This is a genomic window from Streptomyces gardneri (genome assembly GCF_006539185.1).
Taxonomy (GTDB): Bacteria; Actinomycetota; Actinomycetes; order Streptomycetales; family Streptomycetaceae; genus Streptomyces; species Streptomyces gardneri.
Map to the genome: position 1 here is coordinate 66,242 of NZ_BJMN01000034.1, position 22,003 is coordinate 88,244.

Below are 22,003 nucleotides of genomic sequence, written 5' to 3' on the forward strand. Positions count from 1 at the left end.
CCTCCGGACGGGACGACGGGACGACCTAGTGGCACGCGCGCGCAACCGGATCGCCGGGATCATCAGCGCCTTCGGCGAACTCCTCATCACAGCGGGCCTGGTGCTCGGACTCTTCGTCGTCTACTCGCTGTGGTGGACCAACGTCCTCGCCGACCGCGCCGCCGACCAGGACGGTGCCCAGGTCCGCGACCGCTGGGCCGACGGCCCCGGCGCCCTCGACACCAAGGACGGCATCGGCTTCCTCCACGTCCCCGCCATGGGCGACGACGAGATACTGGTCAAGCAGGGCACCACCAGCGCCATCCTGAACAACGGCGTCGCCGGCTACTACACCGACCCGATCAAGTCCGCCCTCCCGCAGGACAAGAAGGGCAACTTCACGCTGGCCGCGCACCGCGACGGGCACGGCGCGAAGTTCCACAACATCCACAAGCTGAAGACCGGCGACTCGATCGTCTTCGAGTCCAAGGACACCTGGTACGTCTACAAGGTCTACAAGAGCCTGCCGGAGACGACGAAGTACAACGTGGACGTCCTCCAGCCCGTCCCCAAGGAATCCGGGAAGACCAAGCCGGGCCGCTACATCACCCTGACGACCTGCACCCCGATGTACACCTCGGACTACCGGTACATCGTCTGGGGCGAACTGGAGCGCACGGAGAAGGTCGACCGCGACCGCACTCCGCCGGCCGAGCTGCTCTGACACCCGGGCGACAACGACCGAGCTGTTCTTACATCCGGGTCACAACGACCGAGCCCCGGCATCCATGGGATGCCGGGGCTCGGTCGTGCTGCGTGCGGGGCGGGTACGGCCGTCAGCCGAAGAAGCCGCCGCCGTCGTTGTCCCCGCCGTCGGGGTTGCCGTTCCCGCCGGGGTTGCCGCCGTCTGCGCCACCGGGGTTACCGCCGGGGTTGCCCCCGCCGCCCACGGTGATGACGGTGACCGCGTCGCCGACGTTGACCATCGAGCCGGGACCCGGGGTCGAGGTGATCACCGTGGCGTCCTCCTTGTCGGAGCCGGACTGGGTGACGACCAGACCCAAGGCCTCGAGCTGCGCCTTGACGTCCTTGAACGGCTTGGTGGCGATGTCCGTGGGGATCTGGACCTGGACCTGCTGCGGGCCCTTGGAGACCTTCAGCGTGACCTGGGTGTCCTTCGGCTGGTCCGTGCCGCCCTGCGGCGTCATGTCGACGACCGTGTCCTTGGGCTGGTCGGAGTCCACGTCCTGCCGGGCCACGTTGGTGAAGCCGACGGCGTTCAGCTGCTGGACGGCCTGGTCGTAGGACCGGCCCTTCTGGTCGGGAAGCTCGGACAGCATCTGCTTCGCGACGGTGATCGTCACCTCGGAGTTCTTCTCCGCCTTGGTGCCGCCCTGCGGGTTCGTGCTCAGGACCGTGCCCGGGTCCTCGTCGGACTCCTGCTGCTCGACCTTGACCTTGAAGCCCTTGTCCTTCAGGGTCTGCTCGGCGCGCTCCTGGGACTGCTCGACGACGTCCGGGACCTCTTCGAGGGGGGCGCCCTCGGAGATGAACAGCTGGACCGTGCTTCCGGTGTCCATCTGCGCGGTGCCGTCCGCGACCGGGACCTGCCGGCAGACGGAGCCCTTGGGCTCGGCGCAGCGCTCGGTGCCGGCCTGGACGGCCTTCACCTGGGCGTTGGCCGCGAGGCCCTCGGCCGCCTTCAGCGGCTGACCGACGAGCTGGGGGACCGGGACCTGCGGGGTCCCTTCCTTCTTGTCGAACAGCGAGACGCCGATGAAGATCGCACCGACCAGCACCAGGACACCGGCCAGGGCCAGCAGGATCGTCGAGGTGTTCGACTTCTTCTGGCCACCGCCCCGGCGCCGGTCCGGACGGTCGTCGTAGCCGTAGCCACCGTCGTCCCCGTTGATCGGGGGCATCATCGAGGTCTGACCCGCCGGGTCGGCCTGGCGCAGCGCGGTCGTCGGCTGGTCCTCCGGGTAGCCGCCGTAACCCCCGCCGTACGCGGGCGCGCCGCCCATGCCCATCCCGATGCCCATCGCGGCGGCGGCCGCGACCGGCTGACCGTCGAGGCAGGCCTCGATGTCGGCGCGCATCTCGTCCGCCGACTGGTAGCGGTAGTCGGGGTCCTTGACCAGTGCCTTGAGGACGATGGCGTCCATCGACGGCGTGATCTCGGCGTCGAAGTTGCTCGGCGCCTGAGGCTCCTCGCGGACGTGCTGGTACGCGACCGCGACCGGGGAGTCACCGATGAAGGGGGGCCGGACGGTGAGGAGCTCGTACAGCAGGCAGCCCGTGGAGTACAGGTCGGACCGGGCGTCGACCTGCTCGCCCTTGGCCTGCTCCGGGGAGAGGTACTGGGCGGTGCCGATCACGGCGGCGGTCTGCGTCATGGTCATGCCCGCGTCGCCCATGGCGCGCGCGATGCCGAAGTCCATGACCTTGACCTGGCCGGTGCGCGTCAGCATGACGTTCGCCGGCTTGATGTCACGGTGCACGATGCCGGCGCGGTGCGAGTACTCGAGCGCCTGGAGGATGCCGACCGTCATCTCGAGGGTGCGCTCGGGGAGCAGCTTGCGTCCCGAGTGCAGCAGCTCGCGCAGGGTCGACCCGTCGACGTACTCCATCACGATGTACGGGATGGAGACCTGGTCGACGTAGTCCTCGCCGGTGTCGTAGACCGCGACGATCGCCGGGTGGTTCAGCGAGGCGGCGGACTGTGCCTCACGGCGGAACCGGGCCTGGAAGGACGGATCGCGGGCCAGGTCGGCCCGCAGCGTCTTCACGGCGACGGTGCGGCCGAGCCGGGTGTCCTGGGCGATGTACACCTCGGCCATGCCACCACGGCCGAGCACCGAGCCCAGCTCGTACCGGCCGCCGAGGCGACGCGGCTCTTCCATAGCTAATCCAGCCCTCTCCGTCTGTCCCGACCGCACCCATGGGTGGTCCGGCGGTGTGTGCTGTTCGCGCATACGCTACCGGCCCCGGGGAGGCGTTCCGCTCGGGGCCGGTAGCTGATACCTGACCGGTACCTGGCTGGTACCCGGCTCGTATGTGTGCGGGGGATCAGCCCCGGTTCTTGATGACGGCCTTCATGACGGCCTTCGCGATCGGGGCGGCCAGGCCGCCACCGCTGATGTCCTCGCGGTTGGTGCCCTCGGCGTCCTCGACGATCACGGCGACGGCCACCGGGGAGCCCTGATCGGTCTTGGCGTACGAGATGAACCAGGCGTACGGACGCTTGGCGTTCTTCTCGCCGTGCTGCGCGGTGCCGGTCTTGCCGCCGACCCTCACGCCGTCCATGTTCAGGTCGGCCTTGGCGCCGGTGCCCTTGGAGACGACGTTCTCCATCATCTGCTGGAGCTTCTGGGCGTTCTCCGGGGAGACCGGCCGGCTCATCTCCTCCGGATCGTTCTGCTTGATGACGTCGAGGTTCGGAGCGACCAGCTTGTCGATCATGTACGGCTTCATCAGCTTGCCGTCGTTGGCGATCGCCGCCGTGACCATCGCCATCTGGAGCGGGGTGGTCGCGGTGTTGAACTGGCCGATGGAGGAGAGCGCGTTGCCGCCGCGGTCGGCCTGCTTGTCGTAGACGGAGGCGGCGGAACGGACCGGCGTGAACTGTTCGGCGTTGAAGCCGAACTTCTCCGCCATCTCCACCATCTTGTCGCGGCCGACGTCGTCACCGAGCTTCGCGAAGACCGAGTTGCAGGAGACCCGCAGCGCCTCGTTCAGGCTCGCGTTCGCGCAGCCGCCCGAGTGGTTCTTCATCGGGACCCTGGAGAGCGGGATCTTCCAGCCCTCGGGGGTCTCGGTCGCCGCGTTGATGTCGGTGACCTTGCCGCTCTCCAGAGCCGCGGCGGCGGTGACGACCTTGAAGACGGAGCCGGGGGGGTAGATCTCGCGCAGCGCCCGGTTCTGCATCGGCTTGTTCTTGGCCCCGTTCAGCGCGACCCAGGCCTTCTCGTCGTTGCTGCCGGCGATGGAGGCCGGGTCGTACGACGGGGTGGATGCGAGGGCCAGGACCTTGCCGGTGGACGGCTCGATCGCGACGACGGCACCGGTGTTCTTGCCCAGGCCCTCGTAGGCGGCCTTCTGCGCGGCACCGCTGAGGGTGGTGACGACGTCACCGCCCTTCTTCTTGTCGCCGGTGAACATGGCGAGGGTGCGGTCGAAGAAGAGCCGGTCGTCGTTGCCGGTGAGGATGCCGTCCTCGATCTTCTCGATCTGGTTGGCGTCGTAGACCTGCGAGGCGTAGCCGGTGACGGGAGCCCACATGGGGCCGTTCACGTAGGTGCGCTTGTACTTGTAGTAGTTGCCGCCGGAGTCGACGGAACCGGTGATCGGCTTGCCGTCGACGATGATGTTGCCGCGCTCGTTGGCGTACCGCTCGATCCGTACGCGGGTGTTCTTCGGGTGAGCGTTCAGCTCGTCGGCGCGGACGAACTGGAGCCAGTTGTCGCGCAGCAGCAGGGCGAAGACGAGCAGGCCGCAGAAGATCGCGACCCGCCGCAGCGGCTTGTTCACGGACGGACCACCTGGGTCATCTCGGCGTCGGGGGACGGGGCGGGCGCGGGCGCGGGCCGCCGCGCGGTGTCGCTGATCCGGATCAGGATGCCGATCAGTGCCCAGTTGGCGATCACGGAGGAACCGCCGTACGCGAGGAACGGCATGGTCATACCGGTGAGCGGGATGAGGCCCATCACGCCGCCGGCGACGACGAAGATCTGGAGTGCGAAGGCGCCGGAGAGGCCCATCGCGAGCAGCTTGCCGAAGGGGTCGCGGGCGGCGAGGGCGGTGCGGATGCCTCGCTCGACGATCAGCCCGTAGAGCAGCAGGAAGACCATCACACCGGCGAGCCCGAGCTCTTCGCCGACGGTGGCGAAGATGAAGTCCGAGTTGGCGGCGAAGCTGATGAGGTCGGAGTTGCCCTGGCCGAGGCCGGTGCCCAGGATGCCTCCGGAGCCGAAGGACATCAGTACCTGGGTCATCTGGTCACAGGCGTTGAGCATGTTCTGGTCGGTGGCCGTCTCCAGGCAGCCGAACGGGTCGAGCCAGGCCGCCACGCGGGACTTCACGTGGCTGGCCGTGGAGCCGACGACCGCCGCACCGGCGACTGCCATCAGCAGACCCATGACGATCCAGCTGGTCCGCTCGGTCGCGACGTACAGCATGATCACGAACATGCCGAAGAACAGCAGCGAGGTTCCGAGGTCGTTCTCGAAGACCAGGATGAGGAGGCTGACCGCCCAGATCGTGAGGATCGGGCCGAGGTCACGGCCACGCGGCAGGTAGAGCCCCATGAAGCGGCGGCTGGCCAGGGCCAGCGCGTCGCGCTTCACCATCAGGTAACCGGAGAAGAAGACGGCGAGGACCAGCTTGGCGAACTCACCCGGCTGGATGGAGAAACCGCCGACGCGGATCCAGATCTTGGCGCCGAACACGTCCGCACCGAGGCCCGGGACGAGCGGCAGCAGCAGCAGGACGAGGGACACCACCATGGAGATGTACGTGTAGCGCTGGAGGACGCGATGGTCCTTGAGCAGCAGCAGCACGCCCACGAACATGGCGATGCCGACCGCCGAGTACATCATCTGGCTCGGAGCGTCCGGGCTGAAGCTCTTGTACAGCCGCATCGAGGTCGCGATGAGCCGCGGCGACTGGTCCAGGCGCCAGATCAGCACCAGGCCCATGCCGTTGAGCAGGGTCGCGAGGGGCAGCAGCAGCGGGTCCGAGTACGGGGCCCACTTCCGCACCACGAGGTGGGCGACGCCCGCGAGCAGGGCGAGACCGAGCCCGTACCCGGCCATGCCGGCCGGGACCTTGCCGTCGATGGCCAGGCCCACGTTGAGGTACGCGAACACCGGGATGGCGACGGCGAACGCGAGCAGCGCCAGCTCGGTGTTGCGGCGGCTCGGCGCCTCGATCGCGCCGATGGTGGTCGTGTTGGTGACAACGCTCATGGTGGTGAAAGGCCCCCTACGGGTGCTTACTGCTTGCCGCAGTTCGAGGCCAGCTTCTGCTCCTCCGCGGTGAGGGTGGGACCCGGCGACGGAGCGGCTGTGGTGGGCTTGGAGTCAGGGGTGGCGGTGCCTTCCGGCGTCTCGGCCGGCGGCTTGCTCGCCTGGTCCGCGGCCTTCTCGGCGGCGGCGCGGCGCTGCTCGGTCTTCTTGCAGGCCGAGGCCTGTGCGGCCAGCTCGGAGATCTTCGTCTCGGCCTTGCCGAGGCTGCCGCCCGCGATCGTGTCCTCGACCTGCTTCCGCTGGTAGGCGGGGAGGTACTTGAGTTCGATCTCGGGGTGGTCCTTCTCGACCTTCGACAGCGAGACCCAGGCCAGGTCCTGGCTGATGCCCTGGTAGAGCGCCACGTGCTGGTCCTTGGAGCCGACGAAGTACTGCGTCTGCGTCCACCGCCAGCCGCCGTAGAGCCCGCCGCCGACGACGGCGAGGGCCAGGACGAGGAAGAAGGAGCGCTTGAGCCACTTGCGGCCGGTGCGCGGCTTGACGAAGTCGTCGTCCGTGTACGACTCGAAGGAGCCCTGCGGCGGCATGCCGCCGTAGCCGTGGTCGTCGCCGCTGCCGGGCGGACCGAAGCCGCCGGCGGGCGGCTGCTGGTGCGGGGCGGGGCGGCCGAGGCCGGAGGCGCGGCCGGCGGGGGTCTGCATCGCCCCGCCGTCGTTCAGCTGGGCCGCCTGGTTCTCGGCGACCGCGCCCACGATGACCGGGGTGTCGCTGAGGTGACCGGCGAGGGTGTCGCCGCCGTCGACGTCGAGGACGTCGGCGACGATCACCGTGATGTTGTCGGGGCCGCCGCCGCGCAGCGCGAGCTGGATCAGCTCCTGCACGGTCTCCTGCGGGCCCTGGTAGCTGGCGAGCGTGTCCTCGAGGGTCTGGTGGGAGACCACGCCGGACAGGCCGTCGGAGCAGATCAGGTAGCGGTCGCCGGCCCGGACCTCGCGGATGGAGAGATCGGGTTCGACGTGGTCACCGCTGCCGAGCGCGCGCATGAGCAGCGAACGCTGCGGGTGGGTGGTGGCCTCTTCCTCGGTGATCCGGCCCTCGTCGACGAGGCGCTGCACCCAGGTGTGGTCCTGCGTGATCTGGGTGAGGACACCGTCGCGGAGCAGGTAGGCGCGGGAGTCGCCGACGTGCACGAGGCCGAGGCGCTGGCCGGTCCACAGCAGGGCCGTGAGCGTCGTGCCCATGCCCTCCAGCTGCGGGTCCTCCTCGACCATCATCCGAAGCTGGTCGTTGGCGCGCTGCACCGCCGTACCGAGCGAGGTGAGGATGTCGGAGCCGGGGACGTCGTCGTCGAGCGTGACGAGGGTGGAGATCACCTCGGAGGAGGCGACCTCACCGGCGGCCTGGCCGCCCATGCCGTCGGCGATGGCGAGCAGCCGGGGGCCGGCGTAGCCGGAGTCCTCGTTGCCCTCGCGGATCATGCCCTTGTGGGAGCCCGCGGCGAAACGCAGGGACAGAGTCATGCGCACCTGCCCTGTCGACGCTGCATCGGGGTACAGCCGGTCTCGACCCACACTGCCCACCCTCCGGTCGCTCCGCTCATTGTCGTACTACTTCCGCAGCTCGATGACGGTCTTGCCGATGCGAATCGGCGCGCCCAGCGGAATCGGTGTGGCGGTGGTGAGGCGGGTCCGGTCGAGATAGGTGCCGTTCGTGGACCCGAGATCCTCGACGATCCACTGGCCGTCCCGGTCGGGGTAGATCCTTGCGTGCCGGCTGGACGCGTAGTCGTCGTCCAGCACGATCGTCGAGTCGTGCGCCCGGCCCAGCGTGATCGTCTGGCCTTGGAGGGCGACGGTCGTGCCGGTGAGGGTGCCCTCGGAGACGACCAGCTTGGTCGGGGCGCCACGGCGCTGCCGCCCGCCCGCGGGCGGCTGCTGGCCGCGCTGCTGCGGAGGCGCGGCGGCCTGCTGGCGCGTGTTCTGCTGCGGCCGGGCGTCCTGGCGCCGCGAGCCGCGCTGGGTCACCCGCGTTCCGAACAGATCGCTGCGAATGACCTGGACGGCCACGATGACGAACAGCCACAGAACGGCCAGGAAACCCAACCGCATGACCGTCAGGGTCAGCTCTGACATTGCCCCCGCTTCACCCTTCGGCTTGCCGGTAAACGATGGTGGTGCTGCCCACGACGATCCGCGAGCCGTCGCGGAGCGTAGCGCGGGTGGTGTGCTGCCCGTCCACCACGATGCCGTTGGTGGATCCCAGATCCTGGATCGTCGAGGGCGTTCCGGTCCGGATCTCGCAGTGCCGGCGGGAGACGCCGGGATCGTCGATCCTCACGTCCGCTTCGGTGCTGCGGCCGAGGACCAGGGTCGGGCGGGAGATCTGATGGCGGGTGCCGTTGATCTCGATCCAGCGGCGGGCCTGGGAGCCCGCTCCCGCCCCGGAGGCCGTGCCGGGCATGGCCACGGGGCCACCCGCCGGGCGTCCCGCGGGAGCCGCGGGCCGCTGGCCGGGAGCGCCGGGAGGCGGCGAGGCGGGCATGGGCGGGGCGCCGGTCGGGGGGTACCCGTAACCGCCGCGGCCCTGCGCCTGGCCCTGCTGCTGGTGAGGCTGCTGATGTCCGGAGGCAGGCGGCTGCGACTGTGACGTACTCGACGCGAGGGTGCGGCTGCGCACCCGGTACAGACCGGTGTCGAGGTCGTCGGCCTTCTCCAGGTGGACCTTGATCGGGCCCATGAAGGTGTAGCGCTGCTGCTTCGCGTAGTCCCTGACCAGGCCGGCGAGCTCGTCGCCGAGCTGACCCGAGTAGGGGCTGAGGCGCTCGTAGTCCGGCGCGCTCAGCTCCACGATGAAGTCGTTGGGGACGACGGTCCGCTCGCGGTTCCAGATCGTCGCGTTGTTGTCGCACTCGCGCTGGAGCGCGCCGGCGATCTCGACGGGCTGGACCTCGGACTTGAAGACCTTGGCGAAGGTGCCGTTGACCAGACCTTCGAGGCGCTGCTCGAATCGCTTCAGGACTCCCATGGGGCACCTCCTCCGTCGTTGTCGTCCTGGTACTGCTTACTGATCGTATCCACGCGTCGGGAAATCGGCTGGTTCCCCTTCTCTGCCCTGTGGACGAGTGTCACCTCTCACAGACCTTTCCCCCGGATCGTAGAGGTGGCCTGTGGACAGTGTCCCGCACCCGGCTGAGGGAGCGGCGGTGGGACCGGGGGTCCGGAGCCGGAGACCGAGTGCGGTCCGTCACCTTCCTCCCTCCTCCTGCCGTTACCCACCCGTTCACAACGGTTCCCGACAGTTCCCGATCGTCCGACCGTTCCCTCCCCTCCATCCGTTCCATCCGCTGCATCCGTTCCACCCGATCCATCCCTTCGCGTCGGCCTGCTTCGCTTTCCTTCCCCTTCCTTCCTCCCCTTCCGCTCCTTCCCCACGCGTTCCCCTTCGGGGTCTCCCTCCGGCCTCCCTCTCTCCTTGTTCTGCGGGAGTGGGGGCGAAACAAGGGATGTGAATCCACGGTCTGCGACGTGCTAATCTTCAGATGTCGCCAGGCGCTCGCACCGAAAGGTGAGAGGGCAGGGAGGCCACCAATGCGCGGGTGGCGGAATAGGCAGACGCGCTGGATTCAGGTTCCAGTGCCCGAAAGGGCGTGGGGGTTCAACTCCCCCCTCGCGCACCAGACGGAAGCCCCGTAGGTCATCGACCTACGGGGCTTCTGCGTTTGTGTCGCAGATTGTGAGCCTTCCCACGTCGCGACTTTTGTCGTCGCGGGGCGAGACGAAAGACGGACGTCCGCGGTCGGGTCCGCTGCCTAGGGTGCGAGCGTGGACGTTATGTCGAAGTCGGGGGACCGGGGCGCGAGCGGCAGCGAGTCCGGGAAAGAGCCAGGGGCCGGGGCAGGGATCGGGCGCGTCATCGGGGACAGGGCCGCCGCCTGGTGGGGATGGTTCTTCGTACCGGGCCAGTGGTCTCGGCGTCGTACCGCGGGTGAGATCTCGCTCGCCGTGGTCCTCGCGCTGCTCGCCGCCGGGAGCGAGGAGCTCCTGGGCGGCGAGGGCCGGCGCCTCGTCGTGGTCGCCGTCGGCGCCGCCGTGCTGTCGCTGCTGCGGCGCAGACTGCCCGCGAGCGTGCTCGTCCTCGCCGCGGGGCTCTCCCCCTTCCTGCCCGGCTTCGGACCCCTGCTGATCGTGGTCGGCTGGTCGGCCGGCCGGTACGTGGAGAGCGCCGGGCGGGCGCTGGCCGCGTTCATGGCCGCCTTCGTCCTGGACGTCGGAGGCACGCTCCTGGAGACCTGGGACCGGCAGCGGCTGCTCACGATGGCCTTCCTCGCGGCCCTCTACTACCTGGGCACGACCCTGGCGCCGGGCCTCGCCCACCGTTACTGGACCCAGCGGCGGACCCTGCTGCACGCCCTCCAGGAGCGCAACGCCCAGCTGCTGCGCGAGCGGACGATGGTGGCCTGGCAGGCGCGGCTGCGGGAGCGGCAGCGGATCGCCCAGGACATGCACGACAGCCTCGGGCACCAGCTGGCGCTGATCGCCGTGCACACGGGTGCCCTGGAAGTGGACCGGGAGCTGAGCGAGCGGCAGCGCGAGGTGGTCGGAGTCCTGCGGAACGCCTCGGTGACGGCGATGCAGGAGCTGCGGGAGGTCGTCGGCATATTGCGCGACGGGATCGAGGCCACGGAAGGAACGGGCTCCGCGCCCGCGCGGGCCGGCGACGAGACCGGGAAGGCGGCGCGGGGGACCGCCGGTATCGAGGGACTCGTGGCGGCGGCCAGGGCGGCCGGAACCACGGTCGGGCTGCGCCGGCTCGGGGAGGAGCGGCCGCTGGCACCGGCCGCGGACCATGCCGCGTACCGGATCGTGCAGGAGGCGCTGACCAACGCCTACAAGTACGCGCCGGGGGCGCCGATCGCCGTCGAGCTGCGGTACGAGCCGGACACCTTCGTCGTGGAGGTCCTCAACGAGGCGTCGGCGGACGGCCCGGCCAAGGACGTGGTGAGCGGCGGACAGGGGCTGACCGGACTCGCCGAGCGGGCCCGGCTGGTGGGCGGCATGTGCCACGCGGGTCCGGCGGACGGAGGCGGGTTCCGGGTGGCCGGGATGCTGCCGTACGGAGCGGCACCCGTCGCCGAGGCAGCGCCTTTGGTCGATGCGGCCGACGACTTCCGGCAGCAGTCGACGAGACCGCTCGTGGGCGATGGTCGTCCGGTCGTGGTCGGACCGGCCGACTGGACGTTCACGGAGCGGGAGCTGGCGATGGCAGTGCGCGGGGGCAAGGGCAGGGGCATGGGCGCGGGCGGCGGGGTCGCCCTGGGGTGCGGGATCGCGTTCGGCGCGCTCGTCCTGCTCGTGGTGGCCGCGGGCTTCGGGCTCTACTTCATGATCGGTTCGCTGGAGAAGGGGATGATCGACCCCAAGGAGTACGACGCGGTCAAGGTCGGCACGGCCGAGCGGGAGGTCCGGGACCAGCTCCCTTCGGGCGACTCGATAGCCACCGCGGGCCTGGGGGGCAAGGGGCCCGCGCGGCCGGAGGGCGCCGACTGTCTGGTGCTGCTCTCCACGGAGACCGGTGAATCCTTCGCCGAGGAGCCCGTTTTCCGGTTCTGCTTCAAGGACGGCAAGCTGATCGAGAAGAAGTCGTACGTGGTCGAGCAGCGGTGACGCTGTCCTCGGCCTCACCGGAGTCGTGGGGGAGTAGCTGTGGCAGGGCAGCCCATCAGGGTCGTGATCGCCGATGACGAGCCCCTGATCCGGGCCGGGATCCGGATGATCCTCATCTCGGACCCGGACATCCAGGTGGTCGGCGAGGCGGCCGACGGCCGCGCGGCCGTCGAGGCTGCGCGGGCGCACGCCGCCGACGTGGTGCTGCTCGACATCCAGATGCCGGTGCTCGACGGCCTCTCCGCGCTGCCGGAGCTGCGCCGGGCCGCGCCGGCGGCCCGGGTGATCGTCCTGACGACCTTCGGGGAGCGGGAGAACGTCCTGCGGGCCCTGGAGCACGGGGGTGCCGGGTTCCTGCTCAAGGACACGGCGCCGGCCGAGCTGATCCGGGCGGTGCGGGCGGCCGCGGCGGGGGACGCGTATCTGTCGCCGGCGGCGACCCGACACGTGGTGGAGCGGCTCGCCACGGGCCGGGAGGCGGCGCGGTCCGAGCAGGCGCGGGTGCGGGTGGCGGCGCTGAGCGAGAAGGAGCGCGAGGTGCTGGCGGTGCTCGGGGAAGGGCTGTCCAACGCGGACGCGGGCCGGCGGCTGCACATGAGCGAGGCCACGGTGAAGACGTACGTGAGCCGGATCCTCGCCAAGCTGGACTGCGAGAACCGGGTGCAGGCGGCGCTGCTGGCCCGGGACGCGGGGCTGTAAGGCCCCCTGCCCGCGGCGGCCTGCCTCGGCCGCGCGGACCGGGTCCGCTGGGTGGCTCGGGTGGGCGGGGTGGCTCGGGTCAGTGCGGGGAGCTGTCCGGGAGGCCGCTCGGGCTCGCGGTGTTGTAGCGGAGCAGGTACGCGGCGAACTGGGCGAGGTCGTCGGCCGACCAGTCCCTGAGGCGCTCCTGATACGCGGCGAGGCGGCTCGTCTGCGCCGAGGCGAGGACCTCGGCGCCCGCCTCCGTGGGGTGCAGCACCTGGACGCGGTGGTCGTCGGGGGCAGGCCGGCGCTCGACGAGTCCGAGCCGCTCCAGAGTGGCGACCTGGCGGCTGACCGTCGACTTGTCCAGCAGGTAGTGGGTCGCGAGGTCCGTGGCCCGGCAGCCGCGCTGCCCGTCGATGTGGGCGAGGAGCGTGTAGGAGACGAGCGGGAGCTCGGGGTGGACCCGGGCCGCCGCGGCGCGGGCCCTGCGCGCGAACGCCGTCAGCTCGCGCTGGATGACGTCCAGCGACGCCTCGCGCGGTACCTCTGCGCCGCCGGTCATGGTGCGCTCCCCTGTCGTCCGTTGTTGCCGCCTGCCGGTTCAGTTGTATAGTACAACGGTTATGTAGTTGTAAAAGCCAACCATGGAGGTTCCGGTGTCCGCAGGACCGAGTACCGACGGCGCGTTGAGGCATGTCCTCGGACATCTGCTCACTCCCCTGCTGATGTGTGTCGGCATGGGCCTGGCCTACCTCGGCGCCTTCCACGCCCCCGCGCCCCACGACCTGCGCGTCGACGTCGTCGGGTCCGGGCCGAGCGCCCAGGTCCTCGCCCAGACGCTCCAGGACAAGGGCGCCGGTGCCCTCGACGTCCGTACCGTCGCCGACCGGGCGACGGCCGTCGCCTCGCTGCGCGAACAGGGCAGCTTCGGGGCCTACATCCCCGGCGAGAAGCCCGAGCTCATCGTCGCCTCTGGCTCCTCCGACACCAGCGCCATGGCCGTGGAGAAGGTGTTCACCAAGGTCGCCGCCGCCGAGGACGCCCCGCTCAAGGTCACCGACGTCGCCCCCGTCGCCTCCGGCGACCCCACCGGCCAGGGCATCTTCTTCCTGCTCGTCGCCCTCAGCATCGGCGCCTACGCCTCGGTCGCCGTCATCGGCGGAGCAGGCGCCGTCCTGCCCATGCGGATCAGGGCCCTCCTCGCCGTCGCCATGTCGCTGGTCGTCAGCCTGATCGGCACCCTGTTCGCCGGACCGGTCTTCCACCTCGTCGACCAGGGGCTCGCCGGGGTCTGGGCGATGTCCTGGCTCTACGCGGCGGGCATCCTGCTCGTCGGCGTCGGCCTCCACACCTTCCTGCGCCGCTGGACCACGCTCGGCGTGATGGTGCTCTTCGTCATGCTCAACTTCACGAGCTCCGGCGGCATCTACCGGCCCGAACTCCAGCCCGGCTTCTTCGGCGCGCTGCACGCCTTCTGGAACGGCGCGGGCTTCGTCGAGGGCGTCCGCAGCCATGTGTACTTCGGCGGTCACGCGCTCGGCGGACACGTCCTCGTCCTCGCCCTGTGGCTCCTCGCCGGAGTCGCCCTCGTGGTGGCCGCGGGGGTCGTGGAGGCCAGGAGGAACAGCGCGGCGAAGGCCGGGGAGACGAGGGCGGAGACGGTCGGGGAGAAGGCCCGGATCGTGGAAGGGGTCGAGGAGGAGATGGAGGAGGTCGTCGCTGTCTGAGGTTGTCCACAGGGCGTTGTCCACAGGGGGAGACGGTCGATCAGGTGCGGCGGTACCGTCAGGGCCGGATGATGTTGGACATCGCATCGGGGGAGGGCATCCCATGGACGAGATCCGGGCCGTGGTGCCGGGACAGCGCGGTACGGACGGGGCGGCGGACGGTGAGCGCGTCCCGCACGTGGCGGGATTTGTGCGCCGCGCCGCCGACGGCGGCGCGGGGGTCTCCCCCAAGGACGTCGGCAAGGAACTGCGCGGCCGGGTGCCTCGCTCCTCGCACGACCGGCCGGCCCTCGCAGCCGACCGGCCGGACGCCGTCCGCGCCGTCGAGGAGTCCAGCCGGGGACGGGTCCCCGAGCTCACGCCGATACGCGTCGGACGGATGGCGGCGAGCCCCTTCGCCTTCCTGCGCGGCTCCGCCGGCCTGATGGCCCAGGACCTCGTCACGACCCCCGTCACCGGGATATCCGCCCAGCTGTGCGGCGACGCGCACGCCGCCAACTTCGGCCTCTACGGCGACGCCCGCGGCCGGCTCGTCATGGACCTCAACGACTTCGACGAGACGATCGCCGGCCCCTGGGAGTGGGACCTCAAGAGGCTCGTCACCTCACTCGTCCTCGCCGGGCGGGAAGTGGGCGCGAGCGAGGAGGTGTGCCGGGCGGCCGCGTTCGACACCGTCGGCGCCTACCGGCGCACCATGCGCCTCCTGGCCCGGCTCCCCGCCCTCGACGCCTGGAACGCGATTGCCGACGAGGAACTCGTCTCGCACACCGACGCCCGCGACCTGATCGGCACCCTGGAGCAGGTCTCGGCGAAGGCCCGGAACAACACCAGCGCCCGGTTCGCCGCCCGGTCGACCGAGGCCGTGGCCGATGCCGAGGGCGGCGGCCGCAGGTTCGTGGACGCTCCCCCGGTGCTGCGCAGGGTCTCCGACGGCGAGGCGGCGGCCGTCACCGCCTCCCTCGGCGCCTACCTGGAGACCGTGTCCGAGGACCGGCTGCCGCTCCTCGCACGGTACGCCGTCCATGACGTGGCCTTCCGGGTCGTCGGCACCGGCAGCGTCGGCACCCGTTCCTACGTCGTGCTGCTGCTCGACCATCGGGGCGAGCCGCTGGTGCTCCAGGTGAAGGAGGCCAGACCCTCGGTTCTGCTGCCGTACCTGCCGGCCGCGGGCTTCACCGTGCCGGACGCCGGCCACGAGGGGCGGCGAGTGGTCCTCGGACAGAAGCGGATGCAGGTGGTGAGCGACCATCTGCTCGGTTGGACGACGGTCGAGGGGCGCCCCTTCCAGGTGCGTCAGTTCCGCAACCGCAAGGGCAGCGTCGACCCCGCCGCGCTCACCGTGGATCAGGTCGACGACTACGGCCGGATGACCGGGGCGCTGCTGGCGCGGGCGCACGCCCACAGCGCCGATCCGCGTCTCATAGCCGGCTACTGCGGCAAGAACGAGGAACTGGACGAGGCGGTCGCGTCCTTCGCCGTCACGTACGCGGACCGCACCACCGCGGACCACGCCGACCTGCTCGCCGCCGTCCGGGCGGGGCGCATAGCGGCGGAACTGGGCGTCTGACCGACGCCCGCATCGGGGGGAGGGAGGGGAGGGGGAGGGAGGGGGAGGCCCCCCCCGAAGGACCGTAGGCTGGGTGGGACGAGCCGGAACGACGACGTGGGCGGGCGTGAACGTGAGCGTGGACCAGGGTGCGAACGACGAGTCCGCGGACGAGCGGTCCGAGGGGGAGCCGTCTGTGGGTGGTGCGCGGGTCGAGGGCGAGCCGTCTGCGGAGGGTGCGCGGGTCGAGGGCGAGGCGGCTGCGGGTGCTGAGGTGCCGGGTGCGGACGAGCGGCCCGAGGCTCGGCTGGAGCGGGCCGTGCGAGTCGCCGAGCAGGCGCTGATCGAGTTCGAGATCGCCGTCGAGACCTTCCGGGTCGAGGTGGAGAACTTCTCGCGGCTGCATCACCAGAGGCTCGGCCCCATGTACGCGCGGCTCGACGAGCTCGACGCGCGGATCGCCGAGGCGCGGGCCGCTCGCACCGGGGACCCGGAGGATCTGCGGAAGGCCCAGGAAGCGCGGGCCGCGGTCATGCCCATGCCCGGGGTGGAGGAGCTCTTCCACGACTGGATCGACTCCGACGGCCTCTCCCCCGAGGCGGCGGCGATGCTCAACGAGCGGCCGGTGCAGGCTCCGAAGCGGGTGCGGCCCAGCGAGGAGGCCCGCCGCCTCTACCGTGAGCTGGCCCGCAAGGCCCACCCCGACCTGGCCCGGGAGGATGCCGAGCGGCAGCGGCGCGAGGAATTCATCACGCGGGTGAACGCCGCCTACGCCCGGGGCGACGAGGCGCAGCTGCGCGGGCTCTCCGACGAGTGGGAGGCCGGTCCCGTGCCGGCCGCGGAGCGGCCCAGCGAGAGCGAGGAGCTGTACGCCCGTCTGGAGTGGCTGGCGCAGCGCAAGGACATGCTGTCCGTGATGGCGCGCGAGCTGGAGGATTCCGCGATCGGCGCGATGCTGCGGATGGCTCCGGACGACCCGGACCGGCTCCTGGAGGAGGTCGCGGAGCAGCTGCTCGCGCAGGTCTCCGAGCGTGAGACCGAGCTTGCCGGGCTGGTGGAGTAGGTTTTTTCCGTGCGCTCGAACTTCGTCGGGCGGTTCTGACGAGAGAAGGCCAGTCCCATGAATTTCTCCCCGCTGCCCTCGGTGGACGCGGCTTCCGTGCCGGCCGATGCGCTGGTGCTGGACGTCCGGGAGGACAACGAGTGGGAAGCCGGTCACATCGAGGGTGCGCTGCACGTGCCGATGAGCGACTTCGTGGCGCGCTTCGGTGAGGTGACGGAGGCGGTGGCCGAGCACGGTCGCGCCTATGTGATGTGCCGGGTGGGCGGCCGGTCGGCGCAGGTCACCCAGTATCTGGTGCAGCAGGGCTTCGACGCGGTGAACATCGACGGCGGGATGCTGGCCTGGGACGGTGCCGGGCGTCCGATGGTGACGGGGAGCGGGAGCCCGGCTTTCGTCCTCTGAGCTGAGCTGAGCTGAGCTGAGCTGAGCTGAGCTGAGCTGAGCCGGCTGGCCGGCTGGCTGGCCTGGGTCGGTTGTCAGCCGAGGGGGTGGGCGGCCAGGAGGTCGCCCAGTGCCTCCTCGTGGGCGGCTGCGGGGCCGAGGGACAGTTCGAGCTGCTTGGCCCAGGCGTGGTAGCGGTGCAGGGGGTAGTCGGTGTCGGCGCCGAAGCCCCCGTGCAGGTGCTGCGCGGTCTGCACCACGCGTCGTACGCCCTCGGAGGCCCAGATCTTCGCGACGGCGATGTCCCCGGCGGCGGGGAGTGCCCCGGCGGCGCCGGTGGAGACGCGCCAGGCGGCCTGCCAGAGGGTGGCCTCCATGGCGCGCAGGTCGATGTAGCGGTCGGCGGTCTGGACGGCGACGGCCTGGAACGTGGCCACGGGGTGGCCGAACTGTTCCCGCTTGCCGGTGTACTGGCTCGTCATGGTGAGGACTGCCTCGCCGAGTCCGAGGGCGAGTGCGCAGGTGCCGGTGGTGAGGAGCTCGCGGAGTCGTTCCCAGGCGCCTTCGGTCTCGATGACCTCGGTGCTGTCGAGGCGTACGGCGTCGAGGCGGAGTTCGGCGAGGAGCTCGCCGCTGGTGGAGTACTGGTCGGCGAGGGTGACGCCTTCGTGGGTGCGGGGGACCAGGGCGAGGGCGGTGCGGCCCTCGGGGGTGTGCGCGGGGACGGCGACGAGGTCGGCGCCGTGGGCCCAGGGGACGGCGTTCTGGAGGCCGTCGAGGGTCCAGGTGGTGCCGTCGCGGTGGGCGGTGACCGCGCGGTCGGCCGGGTCGTGGCCGGTGAGTCCGTGGGAGGCGGCGGTGAGGACGAGTTCGCCGCGGCAGACTCGGGGGAGGAGCGTGGCGGCCGTCGACGGGTCCGCGTACCGGGCGATGGTCATCGCCACGGCGCCCGTCTCCAGCAGGGGTACGCGGGCGAGGACGCGGGCGGATTCGCGTAGCACGAGGCAGAACGCGACGGGGTCGAGTCCGGCGCCGCCGTGCTCGGGGGGCAGGACGAGACCGAGCAGGTCGGCGGCGGCGAGGCGGGACCAGAGGGGTCGGTCGAGGTCCTCGGATACGGCGCCCGGGGTGAGGGCCGGGCTCGGTACCGCGTCGGGTGTGACGCCGGCGAAGACCGCCTTGGCCGCCTCGACGGCCGCCTGTTGCTCTTCGGTGAAGGTGAAGTCCACGGTCCTGCCCTCCCGTTGTCGCTCCTGCTCTCTCTGCCCTGACGAGCCGTCAAGATAGAACAGGTTCTAGCGGAAGGGAATGGCGGCGCCGGGACTCGTCAGCGATCGAAGTCCAACTCCACGTCCGGGGTGACGGGATGGGACTGGCAGGCCAGTACGTATCCGGCGTCGGTCTCGTCGGGCTCCAGCGCGAAGTTGCGATCCATCCGCACCTCTCCGCCGACGAGGAAGGCGCGGCAGGTGCCGCACACTCCGCCCTTGCAGGCGTACGGCGCGTCCGCGCGGGCGCGCAGCACGGTGTCGAGGAGCGTCTCGCCGCGGTCGACCGGCCAGGTGCCGGAGCGGCCGTGGAGGGTCGCGGTCAGGGTCGCGTGCGCGGGGGTGTCGGCGGCGCCGACCGGCGCGGGTGCCGAGCCGTCGTCGACGTGGAAGATCTCCTGGTGGATCCTGCCCCGGTCCACTCCGAGGCCGCGCAGTGCCTGCTCGGCGCCCTGGACGAGCCCGAAGGGGCCGCAGAGGAACCAGCCGTCGATCTCGCCGACCGGCAGCAGCGCGGGCAGCAGGGTGTCGAGCCGCTCGCGGTCGAGGCGACCGGAGGGCAGTCCCGCCTGCTGTTCCTCGCGGGAGAGCACGGTGACGAGCTGGAAGCGGTTCGGGTAGCGGTCCTTGAGGTCGGCCACCTCGTCGAGGAACATCGTGGAGGCGGCGGTGCGGTCGCTGCGGATCAGGCAGAACCGGGCCTCGGGCTCCCGGGCGAGCAGGGTGGCCGCCATGGACAGGACCGGGGTGATGCCGCTGCCGCCGACGACGGCGGCGAAGTGGCCGGGGCGCGGGGTGAGCGCGAAGCGGCCCATGGGTTCCATGACCTCGACGAGGTCGCCGACGGCCAGCTCCTTGAGGGCGTACGTCGAGAACGCGCCGCCGTCGACGAGTCGGATGCCCACGCGCAGGACGGGGGGTTCACCGGCGGGGGCGGCGGGGGCGCAGATCGAGTACGTGCGACGGATCTCCTCGCCCTGTTCGTCCGCGCGGCGCAGGGCGAGGTGCTGGCCGGGGAGGTGGCGGTACGTCTCGTGGAGCTCGGGCGGCACCGCGAAGGTGACGGCCACGGAGTCGTCCGTGAGCCGCTCGACGTCGCTCACCCGGAGCGGATGGAACCCGGCCCGTCCGGCGGCTGAGGGCAGCATCTACAGCTCCTTGAAGTGGTCGAACGGTTCGCGGCATGCGGTGCAGCGGCGCAGGGCCTTGCACGCGGTGGAGGAGAAGCGGCTGAGGAGCTCGGTGTCGGTGGAGCCGCAGTGGGGGCAGCGGATCGCCAGGGTGAGGGGCACGGGGCCGCCGGCCGGGCCCTGGGGGCGGGGCGGGGCGATGCCGAACTCGGCGAGCTTGCGCCGGCCTTCCTCGCTGATGTCGTCGGTGGACCAGGCGGGGGCGAGGACCGTGACGACGGAGACGTCGGGCACTCCGTGCTCGTGGAGGGCGCGCTCGATGTCCGAGGACATCGCCTCTATCGCGGGGCAGCCGGTGTACGTCGGGGTGAGGGAGACCTCGACGCGGCCGGGGCCGGTGACGTGGACGCCCCGCATGACGCCGAGCTCCTCCAGGGTGAGGACGGGCAGCTCCGGGTCGGGAACGGCGCCGGCGATCCGGCTGAGTTCCTCCTCCAGGGCCGTCATGGTCACCATGTCGCGCCCGGGTGGCTGCGGTGCAGGTGCTGCATCTCGGCGAGCATCCGTCCGAAGGACTCGGTGTGGAGGCCCTGTCGGCCGGCGCCCGCGGCCCAGGCTCCGGTGCGGGGGCCGGCGGGCACGGTGAGCGTGGCCTTGCCGAGGACGGCCGTGACGGAGTCCAGCCAGGCGCTCTCCATGGCCGTGTGGTCCAGGTCGAGTCCGTCGACGGGCTGGAACAGCTCGCCGGTGTACCGCCAGAGAGCGTCGCAGGCCCGCTGCATCCGGTCGTGGCTCTCGGGGGTGCCGTCGCCGAGGCGTAGGGTCCAGTGCTCGGCGTGGTCCTGGTGGTAGGCGACTTCCTTGACGGCCTTGGCCGCCAGGCCGGCGAAGGGGCCGTCGCCGGCCGCCAGCTGTCCGTACAGGAGGTGCTGGTAGGTGGAGAAGTACAGCTGCCGGGCGATGGTGTGGGCGAAGTCGCCGTTCGGCTGTTCGACCAGCTGTGCGTTCCGGAAGGAGCGCTCCTCGCGGAGGTAGGCCAGCTCGTCCTCGTCGCCGACGAGGGAGAGCAGGATGCGGGCCTGGCCGAGGAGGTCGAGCGCGATGTTCGCGAGGGCGACCTCCTCCTCCAGGACGGGGGCGGCGCCGGCCCACTCCCCCAGGCGGTGGGAGAGGACGAGGGCGTCGTCGCCGAGGGCGAGGGCGGCGGCGGTGATCGCGGCGGCCTCGCCGGTGACGGGGGCCTCGCGGGTGTCGGGGGTGCTCACAGGTGCTTCACCCCCTCCGGGATCTCGTAGAACGTCGGGTGGCGGTAGGGCTTGTCCGCGGATGGCTCGAAGAAGGGGTCCTTCTCGTCGGGCGAGGAGGCGGTGATCTCCGTGGAGGGCACGACCCAGATCGAGACGCCTTCGCTCCTGCGGGTGTACAGGTCGCGGGCGTTACGCAGGGCCATCTCCGCGTCGGGTGCGTGGAGACTGCCCGCGTGGGTGTGGGACAGTCCGCGGCGGGAGCGCACGAACACCTCCCACAGCGGCCAACCGTCGCTCGTCATGCCTGTGCCTCCCCGTGCTTGCCGGTGTGCTTCTCCGCGTAGGACGCGGCTGCTTCTCTGACCCAGGCGCCGTCCTCGTGGGCCTGGCGCCGCTTGCTGAGCCGCTGGTCGTTGCAGGGGCCGTTGCCCTTGAGGACGTCCCAGAACTCGGTCCAGTCGATGGGGCCGAAGTCGTAGTGCCCGCGCTCCTCGTTCCACCGGAGGTCGGGGTCGGGGAGGGTGAGTCCGAGGGCCTCGGCCTGGGGCACGGCGATGTCGACGAAGCGCTGGCGCAGTTCGTCGTTGGTGTGGCGCTTGATCTTCCAGGCCATCGCCTGCGCGGTGTGGGTCGACTCGTCGTCGGGCGGGCCGAACATCATCAGGGAGGGCCACCACCAGCGGTCCACCGCGTCCTGCGCCATGGCGTGCTGGGCCTCGGTGCCGTTCGACAGGGCGAGGAGGGCCTCGTATCCCTGGCGCTGGTGGAAGGACTCCTCCTTGCAGACCCGGACCATCGCGCGGGCGTACGGGCCGTAGGAGCAGCGGCACAGGGGGACCTGGTTGGTGATCGCGGCGCCGTCCACGAGCCAGCCGATCGCGCCGACATCGGCCCAGGTCAGCGTCGGGTAGTTGAAGATCGAGGAGTACTTCTGGCGGCCGGCGTGGAGCTTGTCGAGCAGCTCGTCGCGGCTGGTGCCGAGGGTCTCCGCGGCGCTGTACAGGTACAGGCCGTGGCCGGCCTCGTCCTGGACCTTGGCCATGAGGATCGCCTTGCGGCGCAGCGAGGGCGCGCGGGTGATCCAGTTCGCCTCGGGCTGCATGCCGATGATTTCGGAGTGGGCGTGCTGCGCGATCTGCCGGACGAGCGAGGCGCGGTAGGCCTCGGGCATCCAGTCGCGCGGCTCGATCCGCTCGTCGGCGGCCACGGCGGCGTCGAACACGGCTTCGTAGGCGGCCTGTGTCGCCGCCACGGCCCCGTCCGACACGCCGGGCGCGCCCGTGGTTCCTGTCGTCCCTGCCGTCACTGCGGTCATCGAACCCCCTACCGACCGATCGTTCGGTTGAATG

20 protein-coding genes and 1 tRNA gene are annotated in these 22,003 nt (G+C 71.0%); 8 read left to right on the forward strand and 13 right to left on the reverse strand.

Annotated features, from left to right (window positions below):
* The first annotated feature begins 28 nt into the window (after positions 1-28).
* A complete protein-coding gene (locus SGA01_RS25540; RefSeq protein ID WP_055642477.1) occupies positions 29-703 on the forward strand; it encodes a class E sortase in 675 nt (224 codons plus the stop codon).
* A gap of 112 nt (positions 704-815) precedes the next feature.
* Here SGA01_RS25540 and pknB read toward each other — a convergent pair whose 3' ends face one another.
* The 6 genes from pknB to SGA01_RS25575 form a co-directional block, all read right to left on the reverse strand.
* Positions 816-2,882 (reverse strand): Stk1 family PASTA domain-containing Ser/Thr kinase, encoded by a 2,067-nt coding sequence (gene pknB, locus SGA01_RS25545; protein WP_141298800.1) that lies wholly within the window; start codon positions 2,880-2,882, stop codon positions 816-818.
* Between the two features lie 166 nt (positions 2,883-3,048).
* Positions 3,049-4,509, reverse strand: a complete 1,461-nt coding sequence (locus tag SGA01_RS25555) for a peptidoglycan D,D-transpeptidase FtsI family protein (protein ID WP_141298802.1) — start codon at positions 4,507-4,509, stop codon at positions 3,049-3,051.
* The gene (locus tag SGA01_RS25560; RefSeq protein WP_141298804.1) at positions 4,506-5,945 is read right to left on the reverse strand and encodes an FtsW/RodA/SpoVE family cell cycle protein; all 1,440 of its coding nucleotides are present in this window, start codon (positions 5,943-5,945) and stop codon (positions 4,506-4,508) included. The genes SGA01_RS25555 and SGA01_RS25560 overlap by 4 nt, the downstream gene beginning before the upstream one ends.
* Before the next feature lie 26 nt (positions 5,946-5,971).
* Entirely contained in the window at positions 5,972-7,465 is a 1,494-nt protein-coding gene (locus SGA01_RS25565; protein ID WP_141298806.1) for a Stp1/IreP family PP2C-type Ser/Thr phosphatase, read from the reverse strand.
* An 87-nt stretch (positions 7,466-7,552) separates the two neighbouring features.
* A complete protein-coding gene (locus SGA01_RS25570; RefSeq protein WP_141298808.1) occupies positions 7,553-8,077 on the reverse strand; it encodes an FHA domain-containing protein FhaB/FipA in 525 nt (174 codons plus the stop codon).
* 10 nt (positions 8,078-8,087) lie between these two features.
* Positions 8,088-8,969 (reverse strand): FHA domain-containing protein, encoded by an 882-nt coding sequence (locus SGA01_RS25575; RefSeq protein ID WP_141298810.1) that lies wholly within the window; start codon positions 8,967-8,969, stop codon positions 8,088-8,090.
* A 565-nt stretch (positions 8,970-9,534) separates the two neighbouring features.
* Between SGA01_RS25575 and SGA01_RS25580 the strand changes: the two genes are divergently transcribed.
* The 3 genes from SGA01_RS25580 (at position 9,535) to SGA01_RS25590 (ending at position 12,307) form a co-directional block, all read left to right on the forward strand.
* Positions 9,535-9,621 (forward strand) — tRNA-Leu (locus SGA01_RS25580).
* Positions 9,622-9,775: 154 nt separating this feature from the next.
* Positions 9,776-11,608 (forward strand): sensor histidine kinase, encoded by a 1,833-nt coding sequence (locus tag SGA01_RS25585; RefSeq protein WP_141298863.1) that lies wholly within the window; start codon positions 9,776-9,778, stop codon positions 11,606-11,608.
* A 39-nt stretch (positions 11,609-11,647) separates the two neighbouring features.
* On the forward strand, positions 11,648-12,307 hold the full coding sequence (locus SGA01_RS25590; RefSeq protein WP_141298812.1) for a response regulator: 660 nt from the start codon (positions 11,648-11,650) through the stop codon (positions 12,305-12,307).
* A 79-nt stretch (positions 12,308-12,386) separates the two neighbouring features.
* On the opposite strand, the gene SGA01_RS25595 is transcribed toward SGA01_RS25590, so the two are convergent.
* Positions 12,387-12,854: a MarR family winged helix-turn-helix transcriptional regulator gene (locus SGA01_RS25595; protein ID WP_055642485.1), complete on the reverse strand. Its 468-nt coding sequence runs from the start codon at positions 12,852-12,854 to the stop codon at positions 12,387-12,389.
* An 82-nt stretch (positions 12,855-12,936) separates the two neighbouring features.
* Here SGA01_RS25595 and SGA01_RS25600 point away from each other — a divergent pair, with 82 nt between their 5' ends.
* From SGA01_RS25600 to SGA01_RS25615, 4 genes are all read left to right on the forward strand, one after another.
* Positions 12,937-14,019 (forward strand): ABC-2 transporter permease, encoded by a 1,083-nt coding sequence (locus tag SGA01_RS25600; RefSeq protein ID WP_229918132.1) that lies wholly within the window; start codon positions 12,937-12,939, stop codon positions 14,017-14,019.
* A gap of 103 nt (positions 14,020-14,122) precedes the next feature.
* Positions 14,123-15,586, forward strand: coding sequence for a DUF2252 domain-containing protein (locus SGA01_RS25605; RefSeq protein WP_141298814.1), 1,464 nt, complete (start codon positions 14,123-14,125; stop codon positions 15,584-15,586).
* A 253-nt stretch (positions 15,587-15,839) separates the two neighbouring features.
* Complete coding sequence (locus SGA01_RS25610) at positions 15,840-16,628, forward strand: hypothetical protein (protein ID WP_141298865.1); 789 nt, start codon at positions 15,840-15,842, stop codon at positions 16,626-16,628.
* Positions 16,629-16,685: 57 nt separating this feature from the next.
* On the forward strand, positions 16,686-17,030 hold the full coding sequence (locus SGA01_RS25615; RefSeq protein WP_055642488.1) for a rhodanese-like domain-containing protein: 345 nt from the start codon (positions 16,686-16,688) through the stop codon (positions 17,028-17,030).
* 74 nt (positions 17,031-17,104) lie between these two features.
* Here SGA01_RS25615 and SGA01_RS25620 read toward each other — a convergent pair whose 3' ends face one another.
* The 6 genes from SGA01_RS25620 to paaA all read right to left on the reverse strand — a co-directional run bounded on the left by SGA01_RS25620 (position 17,105) and on the right by paaA (position 21,969).
* Entirely contained in the window at positions 17,105-18,238 is a 1,134-nt protein-coding gene (locus SGA01_RS25620; RefSeq protein WP_141298816.1) for an acyl-CoA dehydrogenase family protein, read from the reverse strand.
* Positions 18,239-18,336: 98 nt separating this feature from the next.
* Positions 18,337-19,425: a 2Fe-2S iron-sulfur cluster-binding protein gene (locus tag SGA01_RS25625; protein WP_055642490.1), complete on the reverse strand. Its 1,089-nt coding sequence runs from the start codon at positions 19,423-19,425 to the stop codon at positions 18,337-18,339.
* On the reverse strand, positions 19,426-19,923 hold the full coding sequence (gene paaD / locus SGA01_RS25630) for a 1,2-phenylacetyl-CoA epoxidase subunit PaaD (protein WP_055642491.1): 498 nt from the start codon (positions 19,921-19,923) through the stop codon (positions 19,426-19,428). It abuts the gene before it with no gap.
* Positions 19,917-20,672 carry a 1,2-phenylacetyl-CoA epoxidase subunit PaaC gene (paaC, locus tag SGA01_RS25635; RefSeq protein WP_229918134.1) on the reverse strand — a complete coding sequence of 252 codons (756 nt, stop codon included), beginning with the start codon at positions 20,670-20,672 and terminating at the stop codon, positions 19,917-19,919. The genes paaD and paaC overlap by 7 nt, the downstream gene beginning before the upstream one ends.
* Positions 20,669-20,956 carry a 1,2-phenylacetyl-CoA epoxidase subunit PaaB gene (gene paaB, locus SGA01_RS25640; protein ID WP_024760355.1) on the reverse strand — a complete coding sequence of 96 codons (288 nt, stop codon included), beginning with the start codon at positions 20,954-20,956 and terminating at the stop codon, positions 20,669-20,671. The genes paaC and paaB overlap by 4 nt, the downstream gene beginning before the upstream one ends.
* Positions 20,953-21,969 carry a 1,2-phenylacetyl-CoA epoxidase subunit PaaA gene (gene paaA / locus SGA01_RS25645; protein ID WP_141298818.1) on the reverse strand — a complete coding sequence of 339 codons (1,017 nt, stop codon included), beginning with the start codon at positions 21,967-21,969 and terminating at the stop codon, positions 20,953-20,955. Before paaA ends, paaB begins: the two co-directional genes overlap by 4 nt.
* Positions 21,970-22,003 lie beyond the last annotated feature (34 nt).

Bases quoted from the DNA above. Each gene is read 5' to 3' on its own strand.
- pknB (WP_141298800.1), bottom strand. From the start codon at position 2,882: ATGGAAGAGCCGCGTCGCCTCGGCGGCCGGTACGAGCTGGGCTCGGTG.
- SGA01_RS25560 (WP_141298804.1), bottom strand. From the start codon at position 5,945: ATGAGCGTTGTCACCAACACGACCACCATCGGCGCGATCGAGGCGCCG.
- SGA01_RS25565 (WP_141298806.1), bottom strand. From the start codon at position 7,465: ATGACTCTGTCCCTGCGTTTCGCCGCGGGCTCCCACAAGGGCATGATC.
- SGA01_RS25570 (WP_141298808.1), bottom strand. From the start codon at position 8,077: ATGTCAGAGCTGACCCTGACGGTCATGCGGTTGGGTTTCCTGGCCGTT.
- SGA01_RS25575 (WP_141298810.1), bottom strand. From the start codon at position 8,969: ATGGGAGTCCTGAAGCGATTCGAGCAGCGCCTCGAAGGTCTGGTCAAC.
- SGA01_RS25585 (WP_141298863.1), top strand. From the start codon at position 9,776: ATGTCGAAGTCGGGGGACCGGGGCGCGAGCGGCAGCGAGTCCGGGAAA.
- SGA01_RS25595 (WP_055642485.1), bottom strand. From the start codon at position 12,854: ATGACCGGCGGCGCAGAGGTACCGCGCGAGGCGTCGCTGGACGTCATC.
- SGA01_RS25600 (WP_229918132.1), top strand. From the start codon at position 12,937: ATGGAGGTTCCGGTGTCCGCAGGACCGAGTACCGACGGCGCGTTGAGG.
- SGA01_RS25605 (WP_141298814.1), top strand. From the start codon at position 14,123: ATGGACGAGATCCGGGCCGTGGTGCCGGGACAGCGCGGTACGGACGGG.
- SGA01_RS25615 (WP_055642488.1), top strand. From the start codon at position 16,686: ATGAATTTCTCCCCGCTGCCCTCGGTGGACGCGGCTTCCGTGCCGGCC.
- SGA01_RS25625 (WP_055642490.1), bottom strand. From the start codon at position 19,425: ATGCTGCCCTCAGCCGCCGGACGGGCCGGGTTCCATCCGCTCCGGGTG.
- paaD (WP_055642491.1), bottom strand. From the start codon at position 19,923: ATGGTGACCATGACGGCCCTGGAGGAGGAACTCAGCCGGATCGCCGGC.
- paaB (WP_024760355.1), bottom strand. From the start codon at position 20,956: ATGACGAGCGACGGTTGGCCGCTGTGGGAGGTGTTCGTGCGCTCCCGC.
- paaA (WP_141298818.1), bottom strand. From the start codon at position 21,969: ATGACCGCAGTGACGGCAGGGACGACAGGAACCACGGGCGCGCCCGGC.